General features: G+C 71.9%; 16 protein-coding genes. 5 read left to right on the top strand and 11 right to left on the bottom strand.

Annotated elements, in window-relative coordinates:
• Nucleotides 1-24: 24 nt before the first annotated feature.
• The gene (locus tag VYL96_RS01380; RefSeq protein ID WP_131885726.1) at nucleotides 25-1,716 is read right to left on the bottom strand and encodes a TM0106 family RecB-like putative nuclease; all 1,692 of its coding nucleotides are present in this window, start codon (nucleotides 1,714-1,716) and stop codon (nucleotides 25-27) included.
• A gap of 112 nt (nucleotides 1,717-1,828) precedes the next feature.
• Here VYL96_RS01380 and VYL96_RS01375 point away from each other — a divergent pair, with 112 nt between their 5' ends.
• The gene (locus VYL96_RS01375; protein WP_131885727.1) at nucleotides 1,829-2,671 is read left to right on the top strand and encodes a DUF6474 family protein; all 843 of its coding nucleotides are present in this window, start codon (nucleotides 1,829-1,831) and stop codon (nucleotides 2,669-2,671) included.
• A gap of 122 nt (nucleotides 2,672-2,793) precedes the next feature.
• Nucleotides 2,794-3,402 carry a copper resistance CopC family protein gene (locus VYL96_RS01370; protein WP_243699679.1) on the top strand — a complete coding sequence of 203 codons (609 nt, stop codon included), beginning with the start codon at nucleotides 2,794-2,796 and terminating at the stop codon, nucleotides 3,400-3,402.
• A gap of 363 nt (nucleotides 3,403-3,765) precedes the next feature.
• On the opposite strand, the gene VYL96_RS01365 is transcribed toward VYL96_RS01370, so the two are convergent.
• A complete protein-coding gene (locus VYL96_RS01365) occupies nucleotides 3,766-5,331 on the bottom strand; it encodes a succinic semialdehyde dehydrogenase (protein ID WP_165928475.1) in 1,566 nt (521 codons plus the stop codon).
• A 129-nt stretch (nucleotides 5,332-5,460) separates the two neighbouring features.
• Between VYL96_RS01365 and VYL96_RS01360 the strand changes: the two genes are divergently transcribed.
• Nucleotides 5,461-6,333 carry a MerR family transcriptional regulator gene (locus tag VYL96_RS01360; RefSeq protein WP_131885728.1) on the top strand — a complete coding sequence of 291 codons (873 nt, stop codon included), beginning with the start codon at nucleotides 5,461-5,463 and terminating at the stop codon, nucleotides 6,331-6,333.
• A 109-nt stretch (nucleotides 6,334-6,442) separates the two neighbouring features.
• Nucleotides 6,443-7,327: an oxidoreductase gene (locus tag VYL96_RS01355; RefSeq protein ID WP_131885729.1), complete on the top strand. Its 885-nt coding sequence runs from the start codon at nucleotides 6,443-6,445 to the stop codon at nucleotides 7,325-7,327.
• 116 nt (nucleotides 7,328-7,443) lie between these two features.
• Here the strand turns inward: VYL96_RS01355 and VYL96_RS01350 are convergent, their stop codons facing one another.
• The 3 genes from VYL96_RS01350 to VYL96_RS01340 all read right to left on the bottom strand — a co-directional run bounded on the left by VYL96_RS01350 (nucleotide 7,444) and on the right by VYL96_RS01340 (nucleotide 11,356).
• On the bottom strand, nucleotides 7,444-8,568 hold the full coding sequence (locus VYL96_RS01350) for a hypothetical protein (RefSeq protein WP_165928476.1): 1,125 nt from the start codon (nucleotides 8,566-8,568) through the stop codon (nucleotides 7,444-7,446).
• A 104-nt stretch (nucleotides 8,569-8,672) separates the two neighbouring features.
• Nucleotides 8,673-10,193 carry a phospholipase D-like domain-containing protein gene (locus VYL96_RS01345; protein WP_131885730.1) on the bottom strand — a complete coding sequence of 507 codons (1,521 nt, stop codon included), beginning with the start codon at nucleotides 10,191-10,193 and terminating at the stop codon, nucleotides 8,673-8,675.
• Nucleotides 10,190-11,356 carry an amidohydrolase family protein gene (locus VYL96_RS01340; RefSeq protein ID WP_131885731.1) on the bottom strand — a complete coding sequence of 389 codons (1,167 nt, stop codon included), beginning with the start codon at nucleotides 11,354-11,356 and terminating at the stop codon, nucleotides 10,190-10,192. Before VYL96_RS01340 ends, VYL96_RS01345 begins: the two co-directional genes overlap by 4 nt.
• A gap of 132 nt (nucleotides 11,357-11,488) precedes the next feature.
• On the opposite strand from VYL96_RS01340, the gene rraA reads away from it, so the two are divergent.
• Entirely contained in the window at nucleotides 11,489-11,971 is a 483-nt protein-coding gene (gene rraA / locus VYL96_RS01335) for a ribonuclease E activity regulator RraA (RefSeq protein WP_007627338.1), read from the top strand.
• Nucleotides 11,972-11,978: 7 nt separating this feature from the next.
• Here the strand turns inward: rraA and VYL96_RS01330 are convergent, their stop codons facing one another.
• From VYL96_RS01330 to gltB, 6 genes are all read right to left on the bottom strand, one after another.
• Nucleotides 11,979-12,341, bottom strand: a complete 363-nt coding sequence (locus tag VYL96_RS01330) for a hypothetical protein (RefSeq protein WP_131885732.1) — start codon at nucleotides 12,339-12,341, stop codon at nucleotides 11,979-11,981.
• A 111-nt stretch (nucleotides 12,342-12,452) separates the two neighbouring features.
• On the bottom strand, nucleotides 12,453-13,007 hold the full coding sequence (locus VYL96_RS01325) for a hypothetical protein (RefSeq protein ID WP_043566325.1): 555 nt from the start codon (nucleotides 13,005-13,007) through the stop codon (nucleotides 12,453-12,455).
• Nucleotides 13,007-13,306, bottom strand: coding sequence for an RNA-binding S4 domain-containing protein (locus VYL96_RS01320; protein ID WP_243699680.1), 300 nt, complete (start codon nucleotides 13,304-13,306; stop codon nucleotides 13,007-13,009). The genes VYL96_RS01325 and VYL96_RS01320 overlap by 1 nt, the downstream gene beginning before the upstream one ends.
• A gap of 25 nt (nucleotides 13,307-13,331) precedes the next feature.
• Nucleotides 13,332-13,679, bottom strand: coding sequence for a hypothetical protein (locus VYL96_RS01315; protein ID WP_131885733.1), 348 nt, complete (start codon nucleotides 13,677-13,679; stop codon nucleotides 13,332-13,334).
• A gap of 89 nt (nucleotides 13,680-13,768) precedes the next feature.
• Entirely contained in the window at nucleotides 13,769-15,241 is a 1,473-nt protein-coding gene (locus VYL96_RS01310; RefSeq protein ID WP_131885734.1) for a glutamate synthase subunit beta, read from the bottom strand.
• Nucleotides 15,234-19,835, bottom strand: coding sequence for a glutamate synthase large subunit (gltB, locus tag VYL96_RS01305; protein WP_131885735.1), 4,602 nt, complete (start codon nucleotides 19,833-19,835; stop codon nucleotides 15,234-15,236). Before gltB ends, VYL96_RS01310 begins: the two co-directional genes overlap by 8 nt.
• Nucleotides 19,836-20,093: the final 258 nt, after the last annotated feature.

Here is a 20,093-nt window from a genome sequence, read left to right as displayed (position 1 = left end):
TCCAAAGTGGACGAACGTTCAGAGCTAGTAGCCATCCCGGCTCGAGCGGGAGATCCACTCGCGCACAGCGCGAGTGGCCCGGACATCGTCCTCGTTGTAGGCGAGGATCCGCTCGCGCCCGGCGTCGCGTTCGACACCCCGGGCCGCCTGCGCGTCCCGGTACCACCCGAGCGAGGCCTCACCGCCCGCCTCGGGATCGCGCCAGGTGAACCCGGCGACCGGCGCGACCACCTTGAGGCCCAGGCCCGACGTGGAGACGAACTGGGTCGCGACGGCCTCGTGAACGTCCACCCACAGTGGAGAGGAGATGAAGCGCCGCACCTCGGCGACGCCGGGGACCCCCTTGACGACGGCGAGAGTGCCCTCCGGACCGAACCTGCTCGCCGAGGAGAGGAGCCAGCCGTTCTCGGCGGCCCGTGAATAGCAGTACGCGCGGAACGAGCGCCCCTGCCCTGCCGCCCGGTCCCGTATCCCGGTGAGCCAGCGCCAGAATTCCGCGAACGCCCGCCCCTCGTCGGCGTCCGGCAGTCGAGACCACGTGACGAACGGCCGGTACCCCTCGTCCTCGAGCGGCCGCCCGTCCCTCAGGGTGAGCAGCGTGCCCCACAGGTAGGCGCCGTCGTCGAGGTGGCTCTCGAGGTCGACGTCCACCTCCACGTCCGCCCGGGGGATCGTCGGCCGCGCCACCTTGGGCACCACGACCTCGCCGTCGCGGTGCGCCCGCGCGCGCAGGACCGCGTCGGAGTACGGCTCGCCGTTCCAGTCGGTCGGCCGGTCCGGCCCGGCCTCCGCGAGATCCGCCACGGTCCGGATCCCCCGCGCCCTCAGGGCCCCCACCTGTCCGCCGCCGACGACGAGGCTGACGTCATCGGACAGGACCAGCCGGTCGCGACACCCCTCGACGGGCCCGTCCCGGTCGTCCCACCCCTCCCACCACGGGCAGGTGCGACATTCGCCGATCCGGCTGGGGGCGGTGTCCAGCTCACCGCGCACCACCGCCAGTCGCGTGGCGTGGGTGCGGTCGGCCGGGTCGAGCACCGGCTCGAGGTCGTGCACGACCGCACGCGCCGAGCCCAGCCCGAGCACCGCACCCACCGGGGTCGACGCCGCGTGCCCCGCGGCCTCGAGCAGGCGCCAGGCGTGGACGAGCCGGTCGAGGTCCGCCGGATGGCGCCGTACCCGCAGGGTCGGATCGGGCGCCGGCGCCCAGTCGAGCAGCCGCGTCACCGTCGCCGTCGACGACCCCCTCCCCCGCCGCGGGTCGACCACCTTGTGGTTGACCACCAACACCGGCGCGTACCCACCGCCGGGCACTGCCGCCACCGTGCACCTCAGGCCCGCCCGGCCACTGCCCTCATCGGCGGGAAGGGCGGCGCCCCACACCAGAGTCGCCCCGTCGGCCAACGCCCGGAGGGTCACCTCCTCGTCGTCGTCACCCGGTACGTCCCCCGGCAGATCCGTCCAGTGATCCCCCACCACGTCCACCACGGCGGCGTCGGGGCGCGCGCCCGCCAGCGCGCGCTCCCTCAGCCCCGCGCGCCGATCCGCCGCCGCCATGGCCCGAAGCCGGACGCCCTCGTCGAGCGGCGCGGTCCGCCACCAGCCCGGCCGGGCGTCGCGCTCCCGGGCCACGCGGTGCAGACATCTGGCCCCCGACGCCGGTCCCACCACCGCCGCGTCGGGGACCCGGCCCGTGGTGCGCTCGGCGTCCTCCATCGCCGTCCATCATGACCCAGCCGTGCAGCGCACGACGGTCCGGTCCTCAGTGCCCGGCAATTCGCCTAGGCTGGTGACCTGAATGTTCGCGACGAGAGAAGGATCGACGCCCATGGGCAAGCTGACGACCTACCGCGACAAGCGTGCCGGACTCCGGGCCCATGCCGCGGCGCTCAAGTCCACCGCCATGACCGAGGCCAAGCTCGCGGCCAAGGAGACACGCAAGCAGGCCAGGGAGGCCCACCGCGTGGAGCTGGCGGAGGCCAAGAAGCGCGCCAAGCTCGAGGGCAAGAACGCCGACCGCAAGGCCAAGCGGGAGGAGAAGCGCGCCGAGAAGCAGAACAAGCTCGACCGCAAGGCCGCCAAGCGGGACCGGAAGGCCGAGAAGGTCCACGCCAAGGAGGAGCGCAAGACCATCAAGCGCGAGGCCAAGATCCTGGCCAAGGACCGGAAGCTCGCCGAGAAGATCGACGCCGCCGGCCGCAAGCACGAGTACCAGCTGGCCGAGATGGAGCTCGACAAGCTCAAGGGCACCAAGCTCAACAAGGACGACGTCCAGCGCTGGCTGAACATAGCCCAGGTCGCCACCCCGGTCCTGCTGCCGCTGGTCTACAAGGTCGTGTCCAACGCGCAGAGCTCCGATAAGACCGCCGAGGCCGGCGGGGTCGACCTCAAGGCCGCCGGCATCAACGCCACCGGCCCCGGTGCCGCCCTGGGTGCGCGGATCGTCCGCCTCGAGCGCACCCTCGACCAGCTCGAGGCGAGCCGCGGTGGCGAGCGGGAGGTCAAGGACTTCGTCGCCTCCACCCGCACTCGCCTGACCGACCTGCGCACGGCCGTCGAGACCGCCGAGACCACGCCCACCGCGCAGCGGCGCGAGATCCACTCCTCGATCTCCGGCGAGCTCGACCGCGTGAACAAGGACGTCCTGGCCCGCCTGGGGGTCAAGGCGTGACCCAGCTCCGCTGTCGTCCGGTGCAGCGTGGTGGTCGGGCGCTTGGTGGGCGTCCGGCGCTTGGTGGGCGTCCGGCGCTTGGTGGGCGTCTGGCGCTTGGTGGGCGTCTGGCCTCCGTCGCGGTGGCGGCCGCGCTGCTCGGCGGCGTCACCGCCCCCGCCGTGCTGCTCGCGCCCGTCGCGGCCGCGCACTCCGTGCTGATCTCCGTAGACCCGGAGGACGGCTCGCAGCTCGACGCGGCGCCCGAGCAGATCGTGTTGACCTTCAACGAGGAGGTCAACCGGAACTTCGCCTCCGTCGCCGTCACCGCCGGTGATGACCGGGCGAACCGCGTGGCCGGCGAGCCGATGGTCGACGGTGAGACCGTCACCGCGCGCGTCGACGACCTCGCGCCCGGCGCCTACACCGTCGGCTATCGCGTCACCTCGGCCGACGGGCACGTCGTGAGCGGGTCCTCGGTGTTCACCGTCGCCGGTGCCGAGGGCGGTGCAGCCGGCGGCGAGGGCGGTGCCGGGGCTGAGGGTTCCGCTGCCGGCGGGGCCACGGCTGCCGACGCCGGTGGCGAGTCCGCGGACGCCGATGCGACCGAGGCCGACGTCGCCGACGAGACCTCCGGCGAGAGCTCCGAGGTCAATCCCGTCATCTGGGTGGTCGGCGGCCTGGCCGTCCTGCTCATCGGCGGCGCGTTCGTGCTGCTGCGCCGGGGTGGCGGCAGCGGCAGCGGCAGCTGACTGACCGGCTGACCCGGGGCAACGGGCCGGCGACCCCTTGGCCTCCGCCCGCCCCCGGGCAGCCGCACGCCTCCCTGGCGTCTCGCTCCCGGGCTTGGCGTCTCGCTTCCGGGCCCGGCGTCTCGCTCCCGAGCCCGGCGTCTCGCTCCCGCGGAATCCTGGGCAGCCGCACGCCTCCCTGGCGTCTCGCTCCTCCAGATGTACGCGACTCACACAGCCGCTCCTCGCGATGGCGTCTCGCCTGCCCCGAAGTGTGGGCGAGACGCCATCGCGAGGAGCGGCTGCGTATCGGGCGGGCGGAAGCGCGGGGCCGCCGGCGGGCGGAAGCACGCCCGGCCTGCTTAGCCCCGGCCCGTCGTCGGGCTACCGTCCGGGAAGGAACCGCATCGCGTTGGTCGCGGGCGCGAGCACCTGCTGCCACCGCTTACGCGGCAGGAACGACGGCCCGCCCATGTGCATCACTCGCTGCGTGGCGATCGTCTGGGCCTCGGTGTACTTGAGCAGGCCCTCGTCACCGTGCCGGCGGCCGACCCCGGAGGCGCCCATGCCGCCCATCGGTCCGGCGACCGAACCCCAGCCCGCGACGTACCCCTCGCCGACGTTGACGGTGCCCGTCCGCAGGCGCGCCGCGATCGCCTCGCCCTCCGCGTCCGTGGCGGCGAACACCGAGGAGTTGAGCCCGTATTCGGTCTTGTTGGCCTCGGCGATCGCCTCCTCGACGGAGTCGACCGGGTAGATCGACACGACCGGGCCGAAGGTCTCGTCGCCGTAGCAGGTCGCGTCCTCGGGCACGTCCGCCAGCAGGGTGGGCTCGTAGAACAGCGGACCCAGGTCGGGCCGGGCCCGCCCGCCGGCCAGGACGCGGGCGCCCTTGGCCACGGCGTCGTCGACGTGCGCGCTCACGGTGTCCAGCTGGTCCTGCGAGATGAGGCTGCCCATCTCGGCCTCGAAGTCGTACCCCGGGCCGACGCTCATGGCCTTGACACGCGCGGTGAGCTTCTCCGTCAGCTGCGCCGCCACGGACTTCTCCACGTAGAGGCGCTCGACCGAGATGCACAGCTGGCCGGAGTTGGAGAAGAAGGCGCGCGTGGCGACCTCGGCGACGCGGTCGAGGTCGGCGCCCGCGGTGACGATCATGGCGTTCTTGCCACCGAGTTCGGCCGAGAACCCGATCAGTCGTTCGCCGCACTGGCGGCCGAGGGTGCGGCCGGTGGCGGTGGAACCGGTGAACATGAGGTAGTCCACGTTGTCGACGATCGCGCCGCCGACGGTCCCGCCCGAACCGGGGACCACCTGGAACAGCTCGCGCGGCAGGCCGGCGCGGTAGAACATGTCGGCCGCCGCGAGCGCGCAGAACGGGGTGATCGACGCCGGCTTGATGACGACGGCGTTGCCGGCGATCAGCGCGGCGAGCGCGTCGGTGGCGGCGAGGTTGAGCGGGTAGTTCCACGGCGCGATCACGCCCACGACGCCCTTGGGCTGGCGGCGGACCACGGCCTTGGTCAACCCGGGCAGCATGCCCTGGACCCGCTTGGGCGCGAGCAGGCCGGGGGCGGTGCGGGCGTAGTGGCGGGCGGTGATGAGGCAGTCGAGAACCTCCTCCTGCGCCGACGAGCGGCTCTTGCCGGTCTCGGCCTGGACGATGTCCATGAGCTCGGCCCGGTTGCGCATGACCTCCTTGGCGAACCGGGTGATCACGGCGACGCGGTCGGCGACGTCGCGGTCGGCCCACGCCACCTGGGCGGCGCGGGCCCGCTCCACCGCGGCGACCACGTCGTCGGCGGTGCCGGCGGGGATCTCCGCGAGCGGCTCGCCGGTGAAGACCTCATTGATGGTCGACGACGGGCGGCTCGACGGGTCGGCGCGGAACTCGGGGATCGCGACGAGGTCGCGGAGGCGGTCGTACACGCGGGGCGCAGGTCGGCTCATGCCCGCCAAGGTTACCGGCGAGTACGCGCCGCTGTACACCCCGGCATGATTTGTCAATCCACGCACCCGATGCTTGACCCTGACGCGGCGTCAGGCCCCACGCTCGTCGGTGTGAGAGATGCTGGATCGATGACGACGCACGAAGGTGACGGCACGCCCACGCCGGATGGCACGCCCGCGCCGGACGAGCAGCCCGCGCTGGAAGGGACGCGCGGGTCCGCCGGGCTCACCGTGGGCGCGGCCGCCGCGTTGGTCGGCGTGAGCGTGCGGACCCTGCACCACTGGGACCGGATCGGGCTGGCGCGGGCGAGCGGGCGGACGTGGTCGGGCTACCGCGTGTATGACGACGACGACATCGCGCGACTCCACCGCGTGCTGGTCTATCGGGAGCTGGGTTTCCCGCTCGCGGAGATCGGCGCACTGCTCGACGACCCCGCGGTCGACGAGCGCGCCCACCTGAGCCGCCAGCGTCGGCTGCTCGTCGAGCGCATCTCGCACCTGCAGGAGATGGTCTCCGCAGTGGACCGCCTGAAGGAGGCGATCGACGTGAACGCACCCCTGACCCCGGAGGACCGGGCCGAGATCTTCGGCACCGACTGGGACCCGAACTGGCAGGACGAAGCCGCGGAGCGCTGGGGCGACACCCCGCAGTGGGAGCAGTCGCAGCAGCGCACGGCGAAGATGGGCAAGGAGGAGTGGAAGCGGGTCAAGGCCGAGACGGAGTCGCTGAACGCCGACCTGGCCGCCGCGAAGCGCGCCGGGGTGGATCCCGGCTCGGCGGAGGCGGCCGCGCTGGTCGAGCGTCACCGGGCGTCGATCTCGCGGTTCTACGACTGCTCCCGGTCGATGCAGGTGCTGCTGGCCCGCATGTACCGGCAGGACGAGCGTTTCGCGCAGACCTACGAGGCGCTCGAGCCGGGGCTGACCGACTGGATCGTCGCGGCGGTCGAGGCCGATGCCCGCGCCCACGGCGTCGACCCCGACACCGCGACGTGGGACTGAGCCGCCGGCGCGCGCGGTGAGCCGCGGGGTGAGCCGGGCGGGGAGGCGCCTCCGCTAGTGGCGGGTAAGCCGCCCCCGTGACGCGCCCGCCGGCCATACGCTGGCCCGCATGAGCCGATGGACCACCGCTGACATCCCCGACCAGACCGGCCGGACCTTCGTCATCACCGGGGCCAACTCCGGCCTCGGCCTGCAGTCGACCCGGGCGCTGACCGAGGCGGGCGCCCGGGTCCTCATGGCCTGCCGCGACACCACCCGCGCCGAGGCCGCCCGCGCGGAGCTCGCGCATCCGGAGCGCGCCGAGGTCGTCGAGCTGGACCTGGCCGACCTCGGCTCCGTGCGGGCCGCGGGCGAGGTCCTGGGTGGCCGGGCGCCGGACGTGCTCATCAACAACGCCGGCCTGATGAACATCCCGCGGTCGCGCACCGCGCAGGGCCACGAGATGCAGTTCGGCGTCAACGTGCTGGGCCACTTCGCGCTCACCGAGCTGCTCGCGCCGGCGCTCACCGACCGGGTCGTGTGGCTGGGCTCGATCATGCACCGCTTCGGTTCGGTCGACCCGGACGACCTGGACTGGACCCGCCGTCGCTACGCGCCGATGACGGCGTACGCCGCCTCCAAGCTGGCCTGCGTCATGCTGGCGTACGAGCAGCAACGCCGGCTCGAGGTGGCGGGGTCGTCGCTCAAGTCGGTGGCCGCGCACCCGGGGTACTCGGCGACCAACCTGCAGTACCGCAGCGGCAGCCGCGTGCAGGACCTGCTCATGAAGGGCGTGGAGAAGATCCCGTACCTGGTGCAGCCCGCCGAGCGGGGTGCGCTGCCGCAGCTGTACGCGGCGACGGTGGAGTCCGTGCCGGGCGGCGCGTACATCGGCCCCGACGGCCCCGGTGAGCTCACCGGGTACCCGACGACCGTGCAGTCCACGCGCGCCTCGCACGACCCGGACGTCGCGGCCGCCCTGTGGGAGCGGTGCGCGCAGATGATCGCCGCCTGACGAACGCCGGCGCGCGGGGCTCGTCCGGAGCGCCGGGCGCCACCGCGCGGGGACCGTCCGGGGTACCGTGCTCCGCCGCGCGGGACCCGACCGGGGCGACGACGACGAGGGGCGTCCTACGCCCGCCGGCGGGACACGACCAGCAGGAGCGTGCCCAGCAGGACGGCCCCGGCGGACAGAGCGGCCACGGTGACCGTCTGCACGCCGGTCACCGCCAACGCGGCGGGCGCCGACTGCCCGGCCGGGCCGGTGACGGCGTTCCCCGCCGCGGCGTGATCGGTGGCCGGAGCGGCCGCGGCGTCGAGGGTCCGCGCCCCGTCGCCGGTCGCGACCCGCGCGTCACCGGCGGGCCCGCGCGCGCCGGCCGGGGTGGCGTCGACCTCGTCGTCGTCGCCCTCGGTCGTGGCACCCGGCTGACCCTCCGCGGCACCGCCCGCGCCCTCGCCGTCCTGCGTCGCGGCCTCGGCGTTCCCGGTCGCGTCGGCGTCCTCGCCGGCGGCCTCGGCTTCCGCGGCGGCCTGGGCCTCGGCGCGGCGACGCTCGTTGTCCTCGTACGGATCCTGCAGCGCCGCGATCTGCACGGCCTCGATGCTCCCCGCGAGCCCGCCGGGCAGTTCCGTGCCCGCCGCGGCCGCCGCGTCGGTGAGCAGCGCGCCGCCCTCGGCCGAGCCCTCGACGAGCCCGTGCCAGAAGTCCAGCTCGTGCGGGTAGAGCTCGCCCGCGGCCTGCCGCTCCTCGAGCGCGGCGAAGTAACCCCCGGCGAACTGCAGGCTCAGGACGGGGAGGACGTACTCGGGGACCGCGACCGAGCCCAGCCCGATGGTGCCCGACCCGAGCGACCCGGTGGGGTTGGCGTACACCGACCCCGGCAGGCTGCCCGACGACGCCACCGACGCCGCGGCGGACCCGCCCGCCACGCCCATGGCCTCGAGCGGCGCCACCGACCCCAGGACCTGCCCGACCGACTGCACACCCTCGACCACCGGGGCGCTGCCCGAGTCCCGCAGCGCCTCCGAGCCCAGTCCGCCGCCACCGAGGACGATCTCGTCCGGCAGCTGACCGATCAGCTGGTCGACGCTCGACACGCCCGTCTCGGGCACCGTCGACCCCGTCCCGGTCCCCGGTGACGGTTCGTCCTGGGCCTGCGCCACGGCGGGCACGGCGACGGCCGCCAGCACGGTGGCGGTGACAGCGGCGCCGAGGCGCCTGGTCCGGGCTCCGGGACCACTGGTCTGGGGCATCACGACAGGCCTCTCGTCACATGCCGGGCCGGGCGACCCGCGCACCGGTGAGCGTACTACTGCGGCCCGGGGTTACTGCGGAGCCGACTCACTGCTGGGTCGACTCACTGCAGAGCCGACGTGAGCCGCGCGACGTTGTCCACATACCTGCCCGCCCACGGCCGGCTCATCCACACGTCCAGCTCCAGGGTCGTGCACTCCTCGAGGTACGCGTCCACCACGTCGTTGAGTGCCGACACCGCCTCGCCACCGAGCACCAGCATGCTCACCTCGAAGTTGAGGTTGAACGACCGCTGGTCCAGGTTGCTCGAGCCCACCACGCCCGCGTAGTCGTCGATGAGCACCGTCTTGCTGTGCAGCACGGCCGGCGAGCGGAAGCGGTGGATCACCACCCCGGCCTCCAGCAGCGCCCGGAAGTACGACCGCTGCGCGTGGTGGACGAGGAACTGGTCGGCGTGCTCGGGCACGAACACCTCCACCGACACCCCGCGGTACGACGCCGAGGTGAGCACGTGCAGCAGCGCCTCGTCGGGCACGAAGTACGGGCTGACGATCCGGACGCGCTCCTGCGCGTGCGTGATGAGCTGGGTGAACATCCGCAGGCCCGGCTGTGTGCGGTAGCCGGGCCCCGACGGCACCAGCTGGAACGCACTGACCGGGTCGCCCGCCGTCGGGTCACCGCCCTTGCGGCCCGGCGCCAGCGGCGCGCCGAGCGCCAGCTGCTCCAGCGTCCCGATGACCTCACCGGACTCGGTGAACCAGTCCACCGCGAACACACCGTCCATCGCCTGCACGATCTCCCCGCGGACCTCCATCATCAGGTCGACCCACTCCCGGCCGAGCCGCGCGTTGCGGGTGCTGCCGTAGTGGCGCTCGATGAGGTTCTGCGAGCCGATGAAGCCGTGGTGGCCGTCCACGATGAGCATCTTGCGGTGATTGCGCAGGTCAGGACGTCGGAAGCGGCCGCGGAACGGGTTGACCGGCAGCATGAGGTGGACCGCCACGGGGGTCTTGCGGAGCTTCCGGCGCAGCCTCGTGAACCCCCGGTAGCGCAGGGAGCCCAGGTGGTCCACCAGGACCCGGACCGCGACGCCCCGCTCCGCCGCCTCGACAGCGGCCGTGAAGAACTCGTCGGTCTCGCCGTCCCACGACTGGGCGTAGAACTCGATGTGCACGTGGTCGCGGGCCGCGCGCACCGCCTCCGTCATCGCCGCCAGCGACCGGCTGTAGTCCGAGTGCAGGGCCACGAAATCCCCGGACATCGCGGGGATCGCGGTGAGGGTCCGGTTCATCTCCAGGATGGTGCGCACGCCCGGCGCGACGCCCACGCCGTCGGGGACGGTGGGCCGCTGCCTCAGCGCGTCGGCGTACAGCCGGTTGGCCTCGGCCTGGATGACGTGACGCCGGCCGGTGATGTACGGGTTGCCCAGGAGCAGGAACAGCGGCACGCCGACGACCGGGATGAACAGGATCGCCAGCAGCCAGGCCTGCGACGAGGACGGCTGCCGGTTCTCCGGCACCATCCCCAGCGCGAGGATCTTGATGACGTACTCGGTGATGAGCAGCGCGGAGGTGACACCCGCGGGGAAGGGGAGGAACGCGAGGCGATCGACGGCGGGGTTCACGCCGTCGGACGGGTCAGGACCGTGCCGAACGCCAGGGCTCGGGGGTCGATGACCGCGCCCCCGCGCATCGTCCACCGCACCACGCCCGCCAACGCACGCTGCGCGTACACCGAGTCCGCGGAACCCAGCTCGCGGGCCCCGGGCAGCACGACGAACGCCTCGTCGTCGGCGACCGCGGCGAAGTCCGCCCGCAATCCCTCCCGGATCTCCCCGCGGTCGCGCAGCCCCACCACCTCCGCCGGGCTACCGGCCATCCAGCGCGCGACGTCCGCCAGATCGAACCCGCGGCGCCGCGCCTCGGTCCACACCACCGACAACCCCAGGCGGGCCGAGGCCACCGCGGCGATGGTGCCGTCCCGCAGCGCGCCCCACAGCAGCTCGCGGTTGGCGGCGTCGCGGATAGGCGGATCGAGCCGCGCGACCTCCGATCCGCCGTGGGTGACCTCCGAGACCAGTGCCAACAAGTGGGGGCTCGTCGAGGCCGTGACGGCCAGGCCCTCCGCCCGGGCGTCGCGCAGCAGGGGCAGCTCCTCGTGGTCGGCGACCGCGCGCATGTGCAAGCGACCGCCGGTCCGGCGGCAGACCTCCAGCAGCCCGGACAGATCGTCCACGCCGGCGTCCACCGCGAAGAGCCCGCCGTGTGCGGCGACCTCCTCCGCGGCCGCGACCAGTTGCGCGTGGTCCAGCGTCGGCGCGCCCTCCACGCCCTTCCCGGCGGCCACGGCGGACACCCCGAACACCCCGCGGTCCAGCAGGTCGCCGAGCCGGCCCAGGTTGTCCGGCACCGCCGCGCCCCACAGCCCGACGTCGACGGTCGACTCTCCGGTGACCTCGTCGCGCCAGCGATCCACGTCCTCCGGGCGGATGGCGACCGGGTCGCCGTCGGTGCCGTAGTCCACGACCGTGGTGATCCCGCCCTGCGCCGCCGAGCGCGTGCCGACCGCGACGTCCTCGGTGCTCACGTGCGGGTCGACGAGACCCGGCATGAGGACGACGTCGTCTCCCAGGTCGATCGTGTGGTCACCGGCCAGGCCGATGTCCCGCGCCTCTGAGCCCGTCCGCACCGACGAGATGACGCCCCCGTCCACCGTCACCGCCGCCTGCTGGATGCGGCCGTCGACCACCGCGCGTCGGGCGTGGATCAGGAGTTCGTACTGGGCCACGGAAGGCTCCTTCCGGTTTCTCGGACGATGACGGGCACCCTTGATGTGACCATTGTCCCCCACCGGCACGCTCCCACGCGGCGGCGCGGCCGGATAGCGTTACCCCGACAGACCACCGCCCAGGAGGACCGCATGACCGACACCCCCGCCGGATTCATCCCCACCGCGGACCTCGTCGACGAGATCGGCGAGGACGTCCGCAGCTGCGACACCCAGTTCCGTGACCTCGGCGGACGCACGGAGTTCTCCGGCCCGATCTCGACCGTGCGCTGCTTCCAGGACAACGCACTGCTCAAGAGCGTCCTGGGCGAGCCCGGCGAGGGCCGGGTCCTCGTGATCGACGGCGGCGCGAGTGTGCACACCGCGCTGGTGGGCGACATCATCGCCGAGCTCGGCCGCTCGAACGGGTGGTCCGGCGTCGTGGTGAACGGCGCCATCCGCGACTCGGCGGTCATCGCCGGGATGGAGTTCGGCTGCAAGGCCCTGGGCACGAACCCGCGCAAGTCCACCAAGACCGGCGAGGGCGAGCGGGACGTGACCGTCAGCTTCGGCGGGGTCGACTTCGTCCCCGGCGAGATGCTCTACGCCGACTCCGACGGGATCGTGGTGCGCTGACCGCGGATCAGGAGGCGCCCGCGAGGCTCCCGATGGGGATCAGGAGGATCTCGCCCAGCGACGCCTCCGGTCCGTAGCTCCCGAGCGACCCCGGTGCGTACGAGCCCGTCGCGTTGGGCACGTCCACCGACAGGGCGACCGACCCCGTGTTGACGAGCCCGGAGAGGAGGTCCATGAGGGACCCCGTGCCCAGCGAGCCGTAACCGATGCTCCCGATCGCTTCACTCACGGCGGGCGACAGAAGCGCGCTGCGGATCGTTCCAGAGCCCTCTGAATCCTCGGGCTCCTGCGCCGTGGCGGCGCCCGCTCCCGTCAGCAGGGCTGCCGCGGCGAGCGCCGAAACGGTGGCGGCGAGGGTGGTGGCGCGCATGGGGTTCCTCCGAGGTCATCGCCCCGCCCTCGGCTGGTGCGTTCGCGGGTCATGATATCGGCGGTGACACCGACCGTGTGCGCGCCGGGCGCGTGCCGCGGTGATCGCCGGTCAGGCCTCGCGGCGGATCCAGCGCAGCAACGGCCCGAGCGAGACCCGATCGGTGAGGTCCAGACCGCCCAGTTCGAGCATGGCCTCCTCCTCCGGGGTGCGGTCGGTCTTGCGCCGCAGGGCGGCCAGCGCGGTCTTGATCCCGAGCCGCTGCCGGAAGCCGAGCTGGTCCGGCGTGACCACGCCGCGGAGCTGGAAGAGCTTGAGGTCGCGCAGCTGATCGGACGAGAACTCGCTCGACATCAGCTCGATCCGGGCGTCGTCGGTGACCGGGGTGGGCCCGACCATGACGACGGCGACGCGGCGTCCGGCCTCGACGAGGGCCTCCCAGTTGTCGCGGATGAACGCCGAACCGCCCAGCCCACCACCGGGGCGCATCCCCGTGACGAGGACGACCGTCCCGGCGACCACCAGCTCGGCCGGATCGGCCGCGTCGTGATGGGTCGCCCGGGTGTCGAACTCCTCGGCCAGCCACGTGGCGTACCGGGTGGCACCGGGGTCGTCGTCGTGCAGCACAACCGGGGCCTGCACGGGCCCCCGTGAATCCTCAGCCATCAGGTCGCGTCCCGTCCCTCGCGGGCGACGACGCGCGCCGCCCGGCCACCGATCTCCACCACGTCACCGTGAACCAGGCCGCGGCCGCGCCGGGTGTCGACCTCCCCGTTGACGCTCACCGCGCCGGAGGCGACCGCGTCCTTGGCCTCGGCCCCGGAGTCCAGCAGCGAGGCCAGTTTGAGGAACTGGCCGAGCGTCAATTTGCTGCTCAGGTCACAATCGATGTCGTCGACGGGCGGACCGGCCGGAGGAGGGGCCGCCCGGCCGACCCGTCCCCGTCCTGCGATGTGGCGACTCATACCGCCGAGCCTATCGGGCGCGTCGTCACGCCACCGGATCCGTCCTCGGTGGCTGGTCCTCGAGCGGCTCGCCACGGCCGCGGCGCGTGACCAGTGCCAGACCCGTCCCGCCCGCCACGAGCACCGACGCCGCCAACACGAGTGCGACCGTCTGCACCCTGGACCTACCGAAGACCCCGGTGTCCTCAGGCTCGTCCACGATCGGCTGCCCGCCCTTGGTCGGCAGCGGAGGCAACTCGCTGAGGACCGGCAGTTCCGTGACGACCACCCGCCCTGCGGGGCCCGGGGGCTGCGCCGACGCCGCCGGCACGCCGACCAGCGCGATCGTCGCGCTGAGCGCGACGACGACACTGGCGGGGCGACGGCTGACCATTGGTGCCTTCCGTGACGGAGGCCGAACGGCCTGGAGACATGATAGACCTGATCTTAGGTTCCACTAAGGTCAGGCGCCACGGTCAGCCGTCAGCGCTGGGCCACATCCGTCGGCCGGACCGGCGCCGGCAGGGCCGTCTCTCCCATGAGGAACCGGTCCACCGAGGCGGCGGCGGCACGCCCCTCCGCGATGGCCCACACGATGAGCGACTGGCCGCGCCCCATGTCACCGGCGACGAACACACCCTCGACGTTGGTGGCGAAGGCGTCGTCACGACCGACGTTGCCTCGGTCGGTGAACTCCACCCCGAGGTCCGAGCACAGGCCGGACTTCTGCGCGCCGGTGAAGCCCATCGCGAGCAGGACCAGGTCGGCCGGGTACTCGAAGTCCGTACCGGGCACGGGCTCGAAACGGCCGTCGACCATCCTGACCTCGGAGCCCTTCAGCGCGGTGACGTGTCCGCCCTCGCCGACGAACTCCGCGGTGGACACGCCGTAGACGCGCTCGCCGTTCTCCTCGTGGGCCGAGGCCGTGCGGAACATCAGCGGGTACATCGGCCACGGGGTCGACGCCGCGCGGGTGGCCGGCGGCCGGGGCATGATCTCGAACGACTTGACCGACTTCGCGCCCTGACGGGTCGCGGTGCCGAGGCAGTCCGCACCGGTGTCACCGCCGCCGATGATGATGACGTGCTTGTCGCGCGCGTGGATGGCGGGCAGTCCGTCGGCGTCCACAACCGGGTCCCCGACCGCGGCCTTGTTGGCCAGCGGCAGGTACTCCATGGCCTGATGGATGCCGTCGAGCTCACGACCGGGCACCGGCAGGTCCCGCCGCATGGTGGCGCCACCGCACAGGACCACGGCGTCGAACTGGGCACGCAGCTGCGACGCGGTGATGTCCTTGCCGACGTTGACGCCGGGACGGAAGACCGTCCCCTCCGCCTCCATCTGCGCAAGGCGTCGATCGATGACCGCCTTCTCCATCTTGAACTCCGGGATCCCGTAGCGCATGAGCCCGCCGATGCGGTCGTCGCGCTCGAAGACGGTGACGGAGTGCCCCGCGCGGGTCAGCTGCTGGGCCGCCGCGAGGCCCGCGGGGCCCGATCCGACGACCGCGACGGTCTGCCCGGTGCGGAACGACGGAATGACCGGCTCCATGCCACCGTCGGCCCACGCGGCCTCGGCGATCTCCACCTCGACCTGCTTGATCGTCACCGGCGGCTGGTTGATGCCGAGCACACACGCCCCCTCGCAGGGGGCCGGGCAGAGTCGACCGGTGAACTCCGGGAAGTTGTTGGTCGCGTGGAGCCGGTCCACCGCGTCGTCCCACTTGCCCCGATGCACCAGGTCGTTCCACTCGGGGATGATGTTGCCCAGCGGGCAGCCCTGGTGGCAGAACGGGATACCGCAGCCCATGCACCGGGACGCCTGGGTGCGGATCGAGTCCTCGGGCAGGACCGTGGACTCGTAGACCTCTTTCCAGTCCATGATCCGCAGGTCGACGGGGCGGCGCCGGGGCAGCTCCCGCTCGGTGTGCTTGAGAAAGCCCTTCGGGTCAGCCATTTGCGGCCTCCATGATCGCCTCGTCCACGTTGCGTCCGTCCTTCTCCGCCTGTTCGATGGCCAGCAGCACGCGCTTGTAGTCGCGCGGCATGACCTTGGCGAAGTGATTCACGTTCTGGGCCCAGCCACCGAGGATCTCCCGGCCCCGGGCCGAATCGGTCTCCTCCACATGGCGCTCGACTATCCCGTGAAGGAACTCCACGTCCTCACTGGTGAGTTCCTCGGTGTCGACGAGCTCGGCGTTGAGGTTCTCCGCGAGGACACCGCGGGGATCGTAGAAGTAGGCGACGCCACCGGACATCCCGGCCGCGACGTTGCGGCCGGTCGGGCCCAGCACGACCACCCGTCCACCGGTCATGTACTCACAGGCGTGGTCGCCCACGCCCTCCACCACCGCGGTGACGCCGGAGTTGCGCACGCAGAAGCGCTCCCCCACCATCCCGCGCAGGAACACCTCACCTGCGGTCGCGCCGTAGCAGATCACGTTGCCGGCGATGATGTTGTCCTCGGCCACGAAGTCGGGGGCCGCGTCCTCGGCCGGACGCACCACGATGCGTCCACCGGACAGTCCCTTACCCACGTAGTCATTGGCGTCGCCGAACACGCGCACCGTCACGCCCCGGGCGAGGAACGCCCCGAGCGAGTTACCGGCGGACCCGGTGAAGCTCAGGTCGATCGACCCGTCCGGCAGGCCGGCCGCACCGTGGGCCTTGGAGATCTCGTGACTGAGCATCGTGCCGACCGAGCGGTTGACGTTGCAGATCGGGTAGCTGCCCGTGAACGGTCCCGTCGCCGCATCGGCGATCACGGCGCGGGCGTCCTCGATCAGCGTGCGGTCCACGACGCCCTCGAGCTTGTGGTCCTGCGACTTGGTGCGACGCAGGTCCTGGTGCATGAAGGGCGACTCGGCCTGCGCGAAGATCGGCTCCAGGTCGAGCTTGGCCGCCCGCTTGTTGTGGGCGAAGGCCCGCGACTTGTCCAGACACTCGGTGTGCCCGATGGCCTCGTCGAGCGAGCGGAAACCCAGCTCGGCGAGGTACTCGCGCACCTCCTCGGCGATGAACTCCATGAAGTTCACGACGTACTCGGCCTTACCGTTGAACCGCTCGCGCAGCACGGGGTTCTGGGTGGCGACGCCGACGGGGCAGGTGTCGAGGTGACACACGCGCATCATGACGCAGCCGGCCACGACGAGCGGCGCGGTGGCGAAGCCGAACTCCTCGCCGCCGAGCAGCGCGGCGACGATGACGTCACGTCCCGTCTTGAGCTGACCGTCGACCTGGACGACGATGCGGTCGCGCAGACCGTTGACGAGCAGCGTCTGCTGGGTCTCGGCCAGGCCGAGCTCCCACGGGCCACCCGCGTGCTTGAGCGAGGTCAGCGGCGACGCGCCGGTGCCGCCGTCGTGGCCCGAGATGAGGACGACGTCGGCGTGCGTCTTGGACACGCCCGTCGCGACCGTACCGACGCCCTGCTCGGCCACGAGCTTGACGTGGATCCGCGCGTCCGGGTTGGCGTTCTTCAGGTCGTAGATGAGCTGCGCCAGGTCCTCGATCGAGTAGATGTCGTGGTGCGGCGGGGGCGAGATGAGTCCGACGCCCGGCGTCGAGCCGCGGACCTCGGCCACCCACGGGTAGACCTTGCCCGGCGGGAGCTGCCCGCCCTCACCCGGCTTGGCGCCCTGCGCCATCTTGATCTGGATGTCGGTGCAGTTGGTGAGGTAATGGCTGGTCACGCCGAACCGGCCGGAGGCCACCTGCTTGATGGCGGAGCGACGCCAGTCCCCGTTCGGGTCGGGGTCGAAGCGGTCGACGGCCTCCCCGCCCTCGCCGGAGTTCGAGCGCGCCTGCAGGCGGTTCATCGCGATCGCCAGCGTCTCGTGCGCCTCGGCCGAGATGGAGCCGTAGCTCATCGCGCCCGTGGAGAACCGCTTGACGATCTCCGAGACCGGCTCGACCTCCTCGATCGGCACGGGCGGACGGGTGCCCTTCAGCTCGAAGAGCCCGCGCAGCGTCGCGAGCCGCTCGGACTGGTCGTCGACGAGGCGGGTGTACTCCTTGAAGATCTCGTAGCGGCCCGTGCGCGTGGAGTGCTGGAGCTTGAACACCGTGTCCGGGTTGAACAGGTGGTACTCGCCCTCCCGGCGCCACTGGTACTCGCCGCCGATCTCGAGCTCGCGGTGCGCGGCCTCCTCGGGCCGCGGCAGGAACGCGAAGCGGTGCCGGAGGGCCACGTCCTCGGCGATCTCGTCCAGGCCGATGCCGTCGATAGGGCTGACGGAGCCGGTGAAGTACTCGTCGCACAGCTCCTGCGACAGGCCGGTGACGTCGAACAACTGGGCACCGGTGTAGGAGGCGAGGGTGGAGATGCCCATCTTGGACATCACCTTGAGCACGCCCTTGGCGGCGGCCTTCCGGTAGTTGTCGCAGGCCTCGGCGGTGTCTACCCCGATGAGGTCGCCGTTCTTGACCAGCTCGTCGATCGACTCGAACGCCATGTACGGGTTGATGGCGTTGGCGCCGTACCCGAACAGGACGGCCATGTGGTGGACCTCGCGGGCGTCACCGGACTCGACCACCAGGCTGACGCGGGTGCGGGTCTTCTCGCGCACCAGGTGGTGGTGCACCGCTGAGGTGAGCAGTAGCGAGGGGATGGGCGCGTTGCGCTCGTCGGACTCGCGGTCGGAGAGCACGATGAGGGTCGCGCCGGCCTGGATGGCCTCGGACACCTCCCGGCGGATGCGCTCCAGGGCGATCCGCAGGCCGCGGCCGCCGTGGGCGACGTTGTAGAGCCCGCGGACGACCACCGACCGCAGGTTCGGACGGGCCTCCCCGGCCTCCAGCAGCGTGGCGAGGTCGGAGTTGCCGAGGATCGGGTTGGCGACCTTGACCTGCCGGCACGACTCGGGGCCCGGGTTGATGAGGTCGCCCTCGGGACCGAGCGTCACGCCGTAGCTGGTGACGAGCTCCTCGCGGATGGCGTCGAGCGGCGGATTGGTCACCTGCGCGAAGCGCTGCGCGAAGTAGTCGAACAGCATGCGCGCACGCTGGGACAGCACCGGTAGCGGGGTGTCCGTGCCCATCGACCCGATCGCCTCGGCGCCACTCCCTGCCATCGGGGAGATGAGGATGCGCAGTTCCTCCTCGGTGTATCCGAAGACGCGCTGACGCAGCACCACGCGCTCGTGGGCCATGTAGGGCTTCTCGACCCGGGGCAGGTCCTCGAGCCGGACCAGGCCCTCGTCGAGCCACTGCTGGTACGGGTGCTCGGCGGCCAGCTGCGACTTGATCTCCTCGTCGTCGATGATCCGCCCCTCGGCGGTGTCGACGAGGAACATGCGACCGGGCTGCAGTCGGGTCTTGGTGACCACCTTGTCCTGCGGGATGTCGAGCACGCCCACCTCGGACGCCATCACGACGAGGCCGTCGTCGGTCACCCAGATGCGGGAGGGGCGCAGGCCGTTGCGGTCCAGCACAGCGCCGATCACGGTGCCGTCGGTGAACGTGATGGACGCCGGGCCGTCCCATGCCTCCATGAGTGAGGCGTGGTACTCGTAGAACGCCCGCTTGGCCGGGTCCATGGTCTCGTGGCGTTCCCACGCCTCGGGGACCATCATGAGCACGGCGTGCGGCAGGGTCCGACCGGCCAGCGTCAGCAGCTCGAGCGCCTCGTCGAAGCGCGCGGTGTCCGATCCGCCCGGGGTGCAGATCGGCAGCGCCGCGGACAGGTCCTCGATACGGTCGCTGGTCATGAGCGCCTCGCGGGCCCGCATCCAGTTCTCGTTGCCACGCGCGGTGTTGATCTCACCGTTGTGGGCGACGTAGCGGAACGGGTGGGCCAGCGGCCATGCGGGGAACGTGTTTGTGGAGAAGCGCGAGTGGACGATGCCCATCGCGGACTCGACGCGCTCGTCCTGCAGGTCCAGATAGAAGTCGGGGAGCTGCTTCTCGGTGAGCATGCCCTTGTAGACGAAGGTGCGCGGGCTCAGCGACGGGAAGTACACCGTCTCGGAGCCCAGGTCGCCCTTCCCGGCGCCCTTCGAACCGAGCTCGTGCTCGCACCGCTTGCGCACCACGAAGCACTTGCGCTCGAGCGCCAGGCCGGTCAGGAGCTCCCCGCCCGGGCCCGCGGCCTTGACGAAGATCTGGTTGATGGTGGGCTGCGCGTCACGCGAGATCGCGCCGACCGTCGAGTCGTCGACCGGAACCTCGCGCCAGCCGATCACGGTCACGCCCTGCTCGGCGGCGATCCGCTCGACCATCCGCATGGCGTCCATCGCCAGCATCCGGGACTGGGGGAGAAAACAAAGGCCGGTTGCATATGCACCGGCCTCTGGCAGTTCCACGTTCTGCTCCTCACGCATCACCTCGCGGAGGAACAAATCCGGTACCTGGATCAACAAGCCCGTGCCGTCGCCGGTGTTGGCCTCGGCGCCCACGGCGCCGCGGTGCTCGAGGTTCACCAGCGCGGCGATCGCCTTCTCGACGATGTCCCGGGACTGGCGTCCGTACATGTCCACCACGAACGCGACACCACACGAGTCGTGTTCGTATTCAGGGCGGTACAGGCTTCTGGGGCCGGGAGTCGTCATCATGTGTTCGCCTTCGCTTGTCGACGGGCGGACTCCGTGGTGGCTGGAGCACCCGTACTCAGAGGACCGAGGTCCTCCGGCCCGGAAATCATATGGGCAAGGGGGGCAGGTCACACAACTCGGAGAAGTCAAACCGCAGAGCCTGACGTGGGAAGGCGATTCCACCTTGTGAGATTTCTCTCAGCGTCGTCCCCAGCCGACCCGCCGAGACGACGCAGTTCCCGCCCCCGCACGGCAGCGGGGGCGGGAACTCTCTCAGGG

It is taken from the genome of Dietzia maris (assembly GCF_036287335.1).
Lineage (GTDB): Bacteria > Actinomycetota > Actinomycetes > Mycobacteriales > Mycobacteriaceae > Dietzia > Dietzia cinnamea.
Note: the sequence above shows the minus strand (reverse complement) of the source record. Positions and strands in the feature narration are given on the sequence as shown.

Bases quoted from the DNA above. Each gene is read 5' to 3' on its own strand.
- rraA (WP_007627338.1), top strand. From the start codon at position 11,489: ATGACCGACACCCCCGCCGGATTCATCCCCACCGCGGACCTCGTCGAC.
- VYL96_RS01380 (WP_131885726.1), bottom strand. From the start codon at position 1,716: ATGGAGGACGCCGAGCGCACCACGGGCCGGGTCCCCGACGCGGCGGTG.
- gltB (WP_131885735.1), bottom strand. From the start codon at position 19,835: ATGATGACGACTCCCGGCCCCAGAAGCCTGTACCGCCCTGAATACGAA.
- VYL96_RS01325 (WP_043566325.1), bottom strand. From the start codon at position 13,007: ATGGCTGAGGATTCACGGGGGCCCGTGCAGGCCCCGGTTGTGCTGCAC.
- VYL96_RS01330 (WP_131885732.1), bottom strand. From the start codon at position 12,341: ATGCGCGCCACCACCCTCGCCGCCACCGTTTCGGCGCTCGCCGCGGCA.
- VYL96_RS01310 (WP_131885734.1), bottom strand. From the start codon at position 15,241: ATGGCTGACCCGAAGGGCTTTCTCAAGCACACCGAGCGGGAGCTGCCC.
- VYL96_RS01350 (WP_165928476.1), bottom strand. From the start codon at position 8,568: ATGCCCCAGACCAGTGGTCCCGGAGCCCGGACCAGGCGCCTCGGCGCC.
- VYL96_RS01365 (WP_165928475.1), bottom strand. From the start codon at position 5,331: ATGAGCCGACCTGCGCCCCGCGTGTACGACCGCCTCCGCGACCTCGTC.
- VYL96_RS01320 (WP_243699680.1), bottom strand. From the start codon at position 13,306: ATGAGTCGCCACATCGCAGGACGGGGACGGGTCGGCCGGGCGGCCCCT.
- VYL96_RS01375 (WP_131885727.1), top strand. From the start codon at position 1,829: ATGGGCAAGCTGACGACCTACCGCGACAAGCGTGCCGGACTCCGGGCC.
- VYL96_RS01315 (WP_131885733.1), bottom strand. From the start codon at position 13,679: ATGGTCAGCCGTCGCCCCGCCAGTGTCGTCGTCGCGCTCAGCGCGACG.
- VYL96_RS01355 (WP_131885729.1), top strand. From the start codon at position 6,443: ATGAGCCGATGGACCACCGCTGACATCCCCGACCAGACCGGCCGGACC.
- VYL96_RS01360 (WP_131885728.1), top strand. From the start codon at position 5,461: ATGACGACGCACGAAGGTGACGGCACGCCCACGCCGGATGGCACGCCC.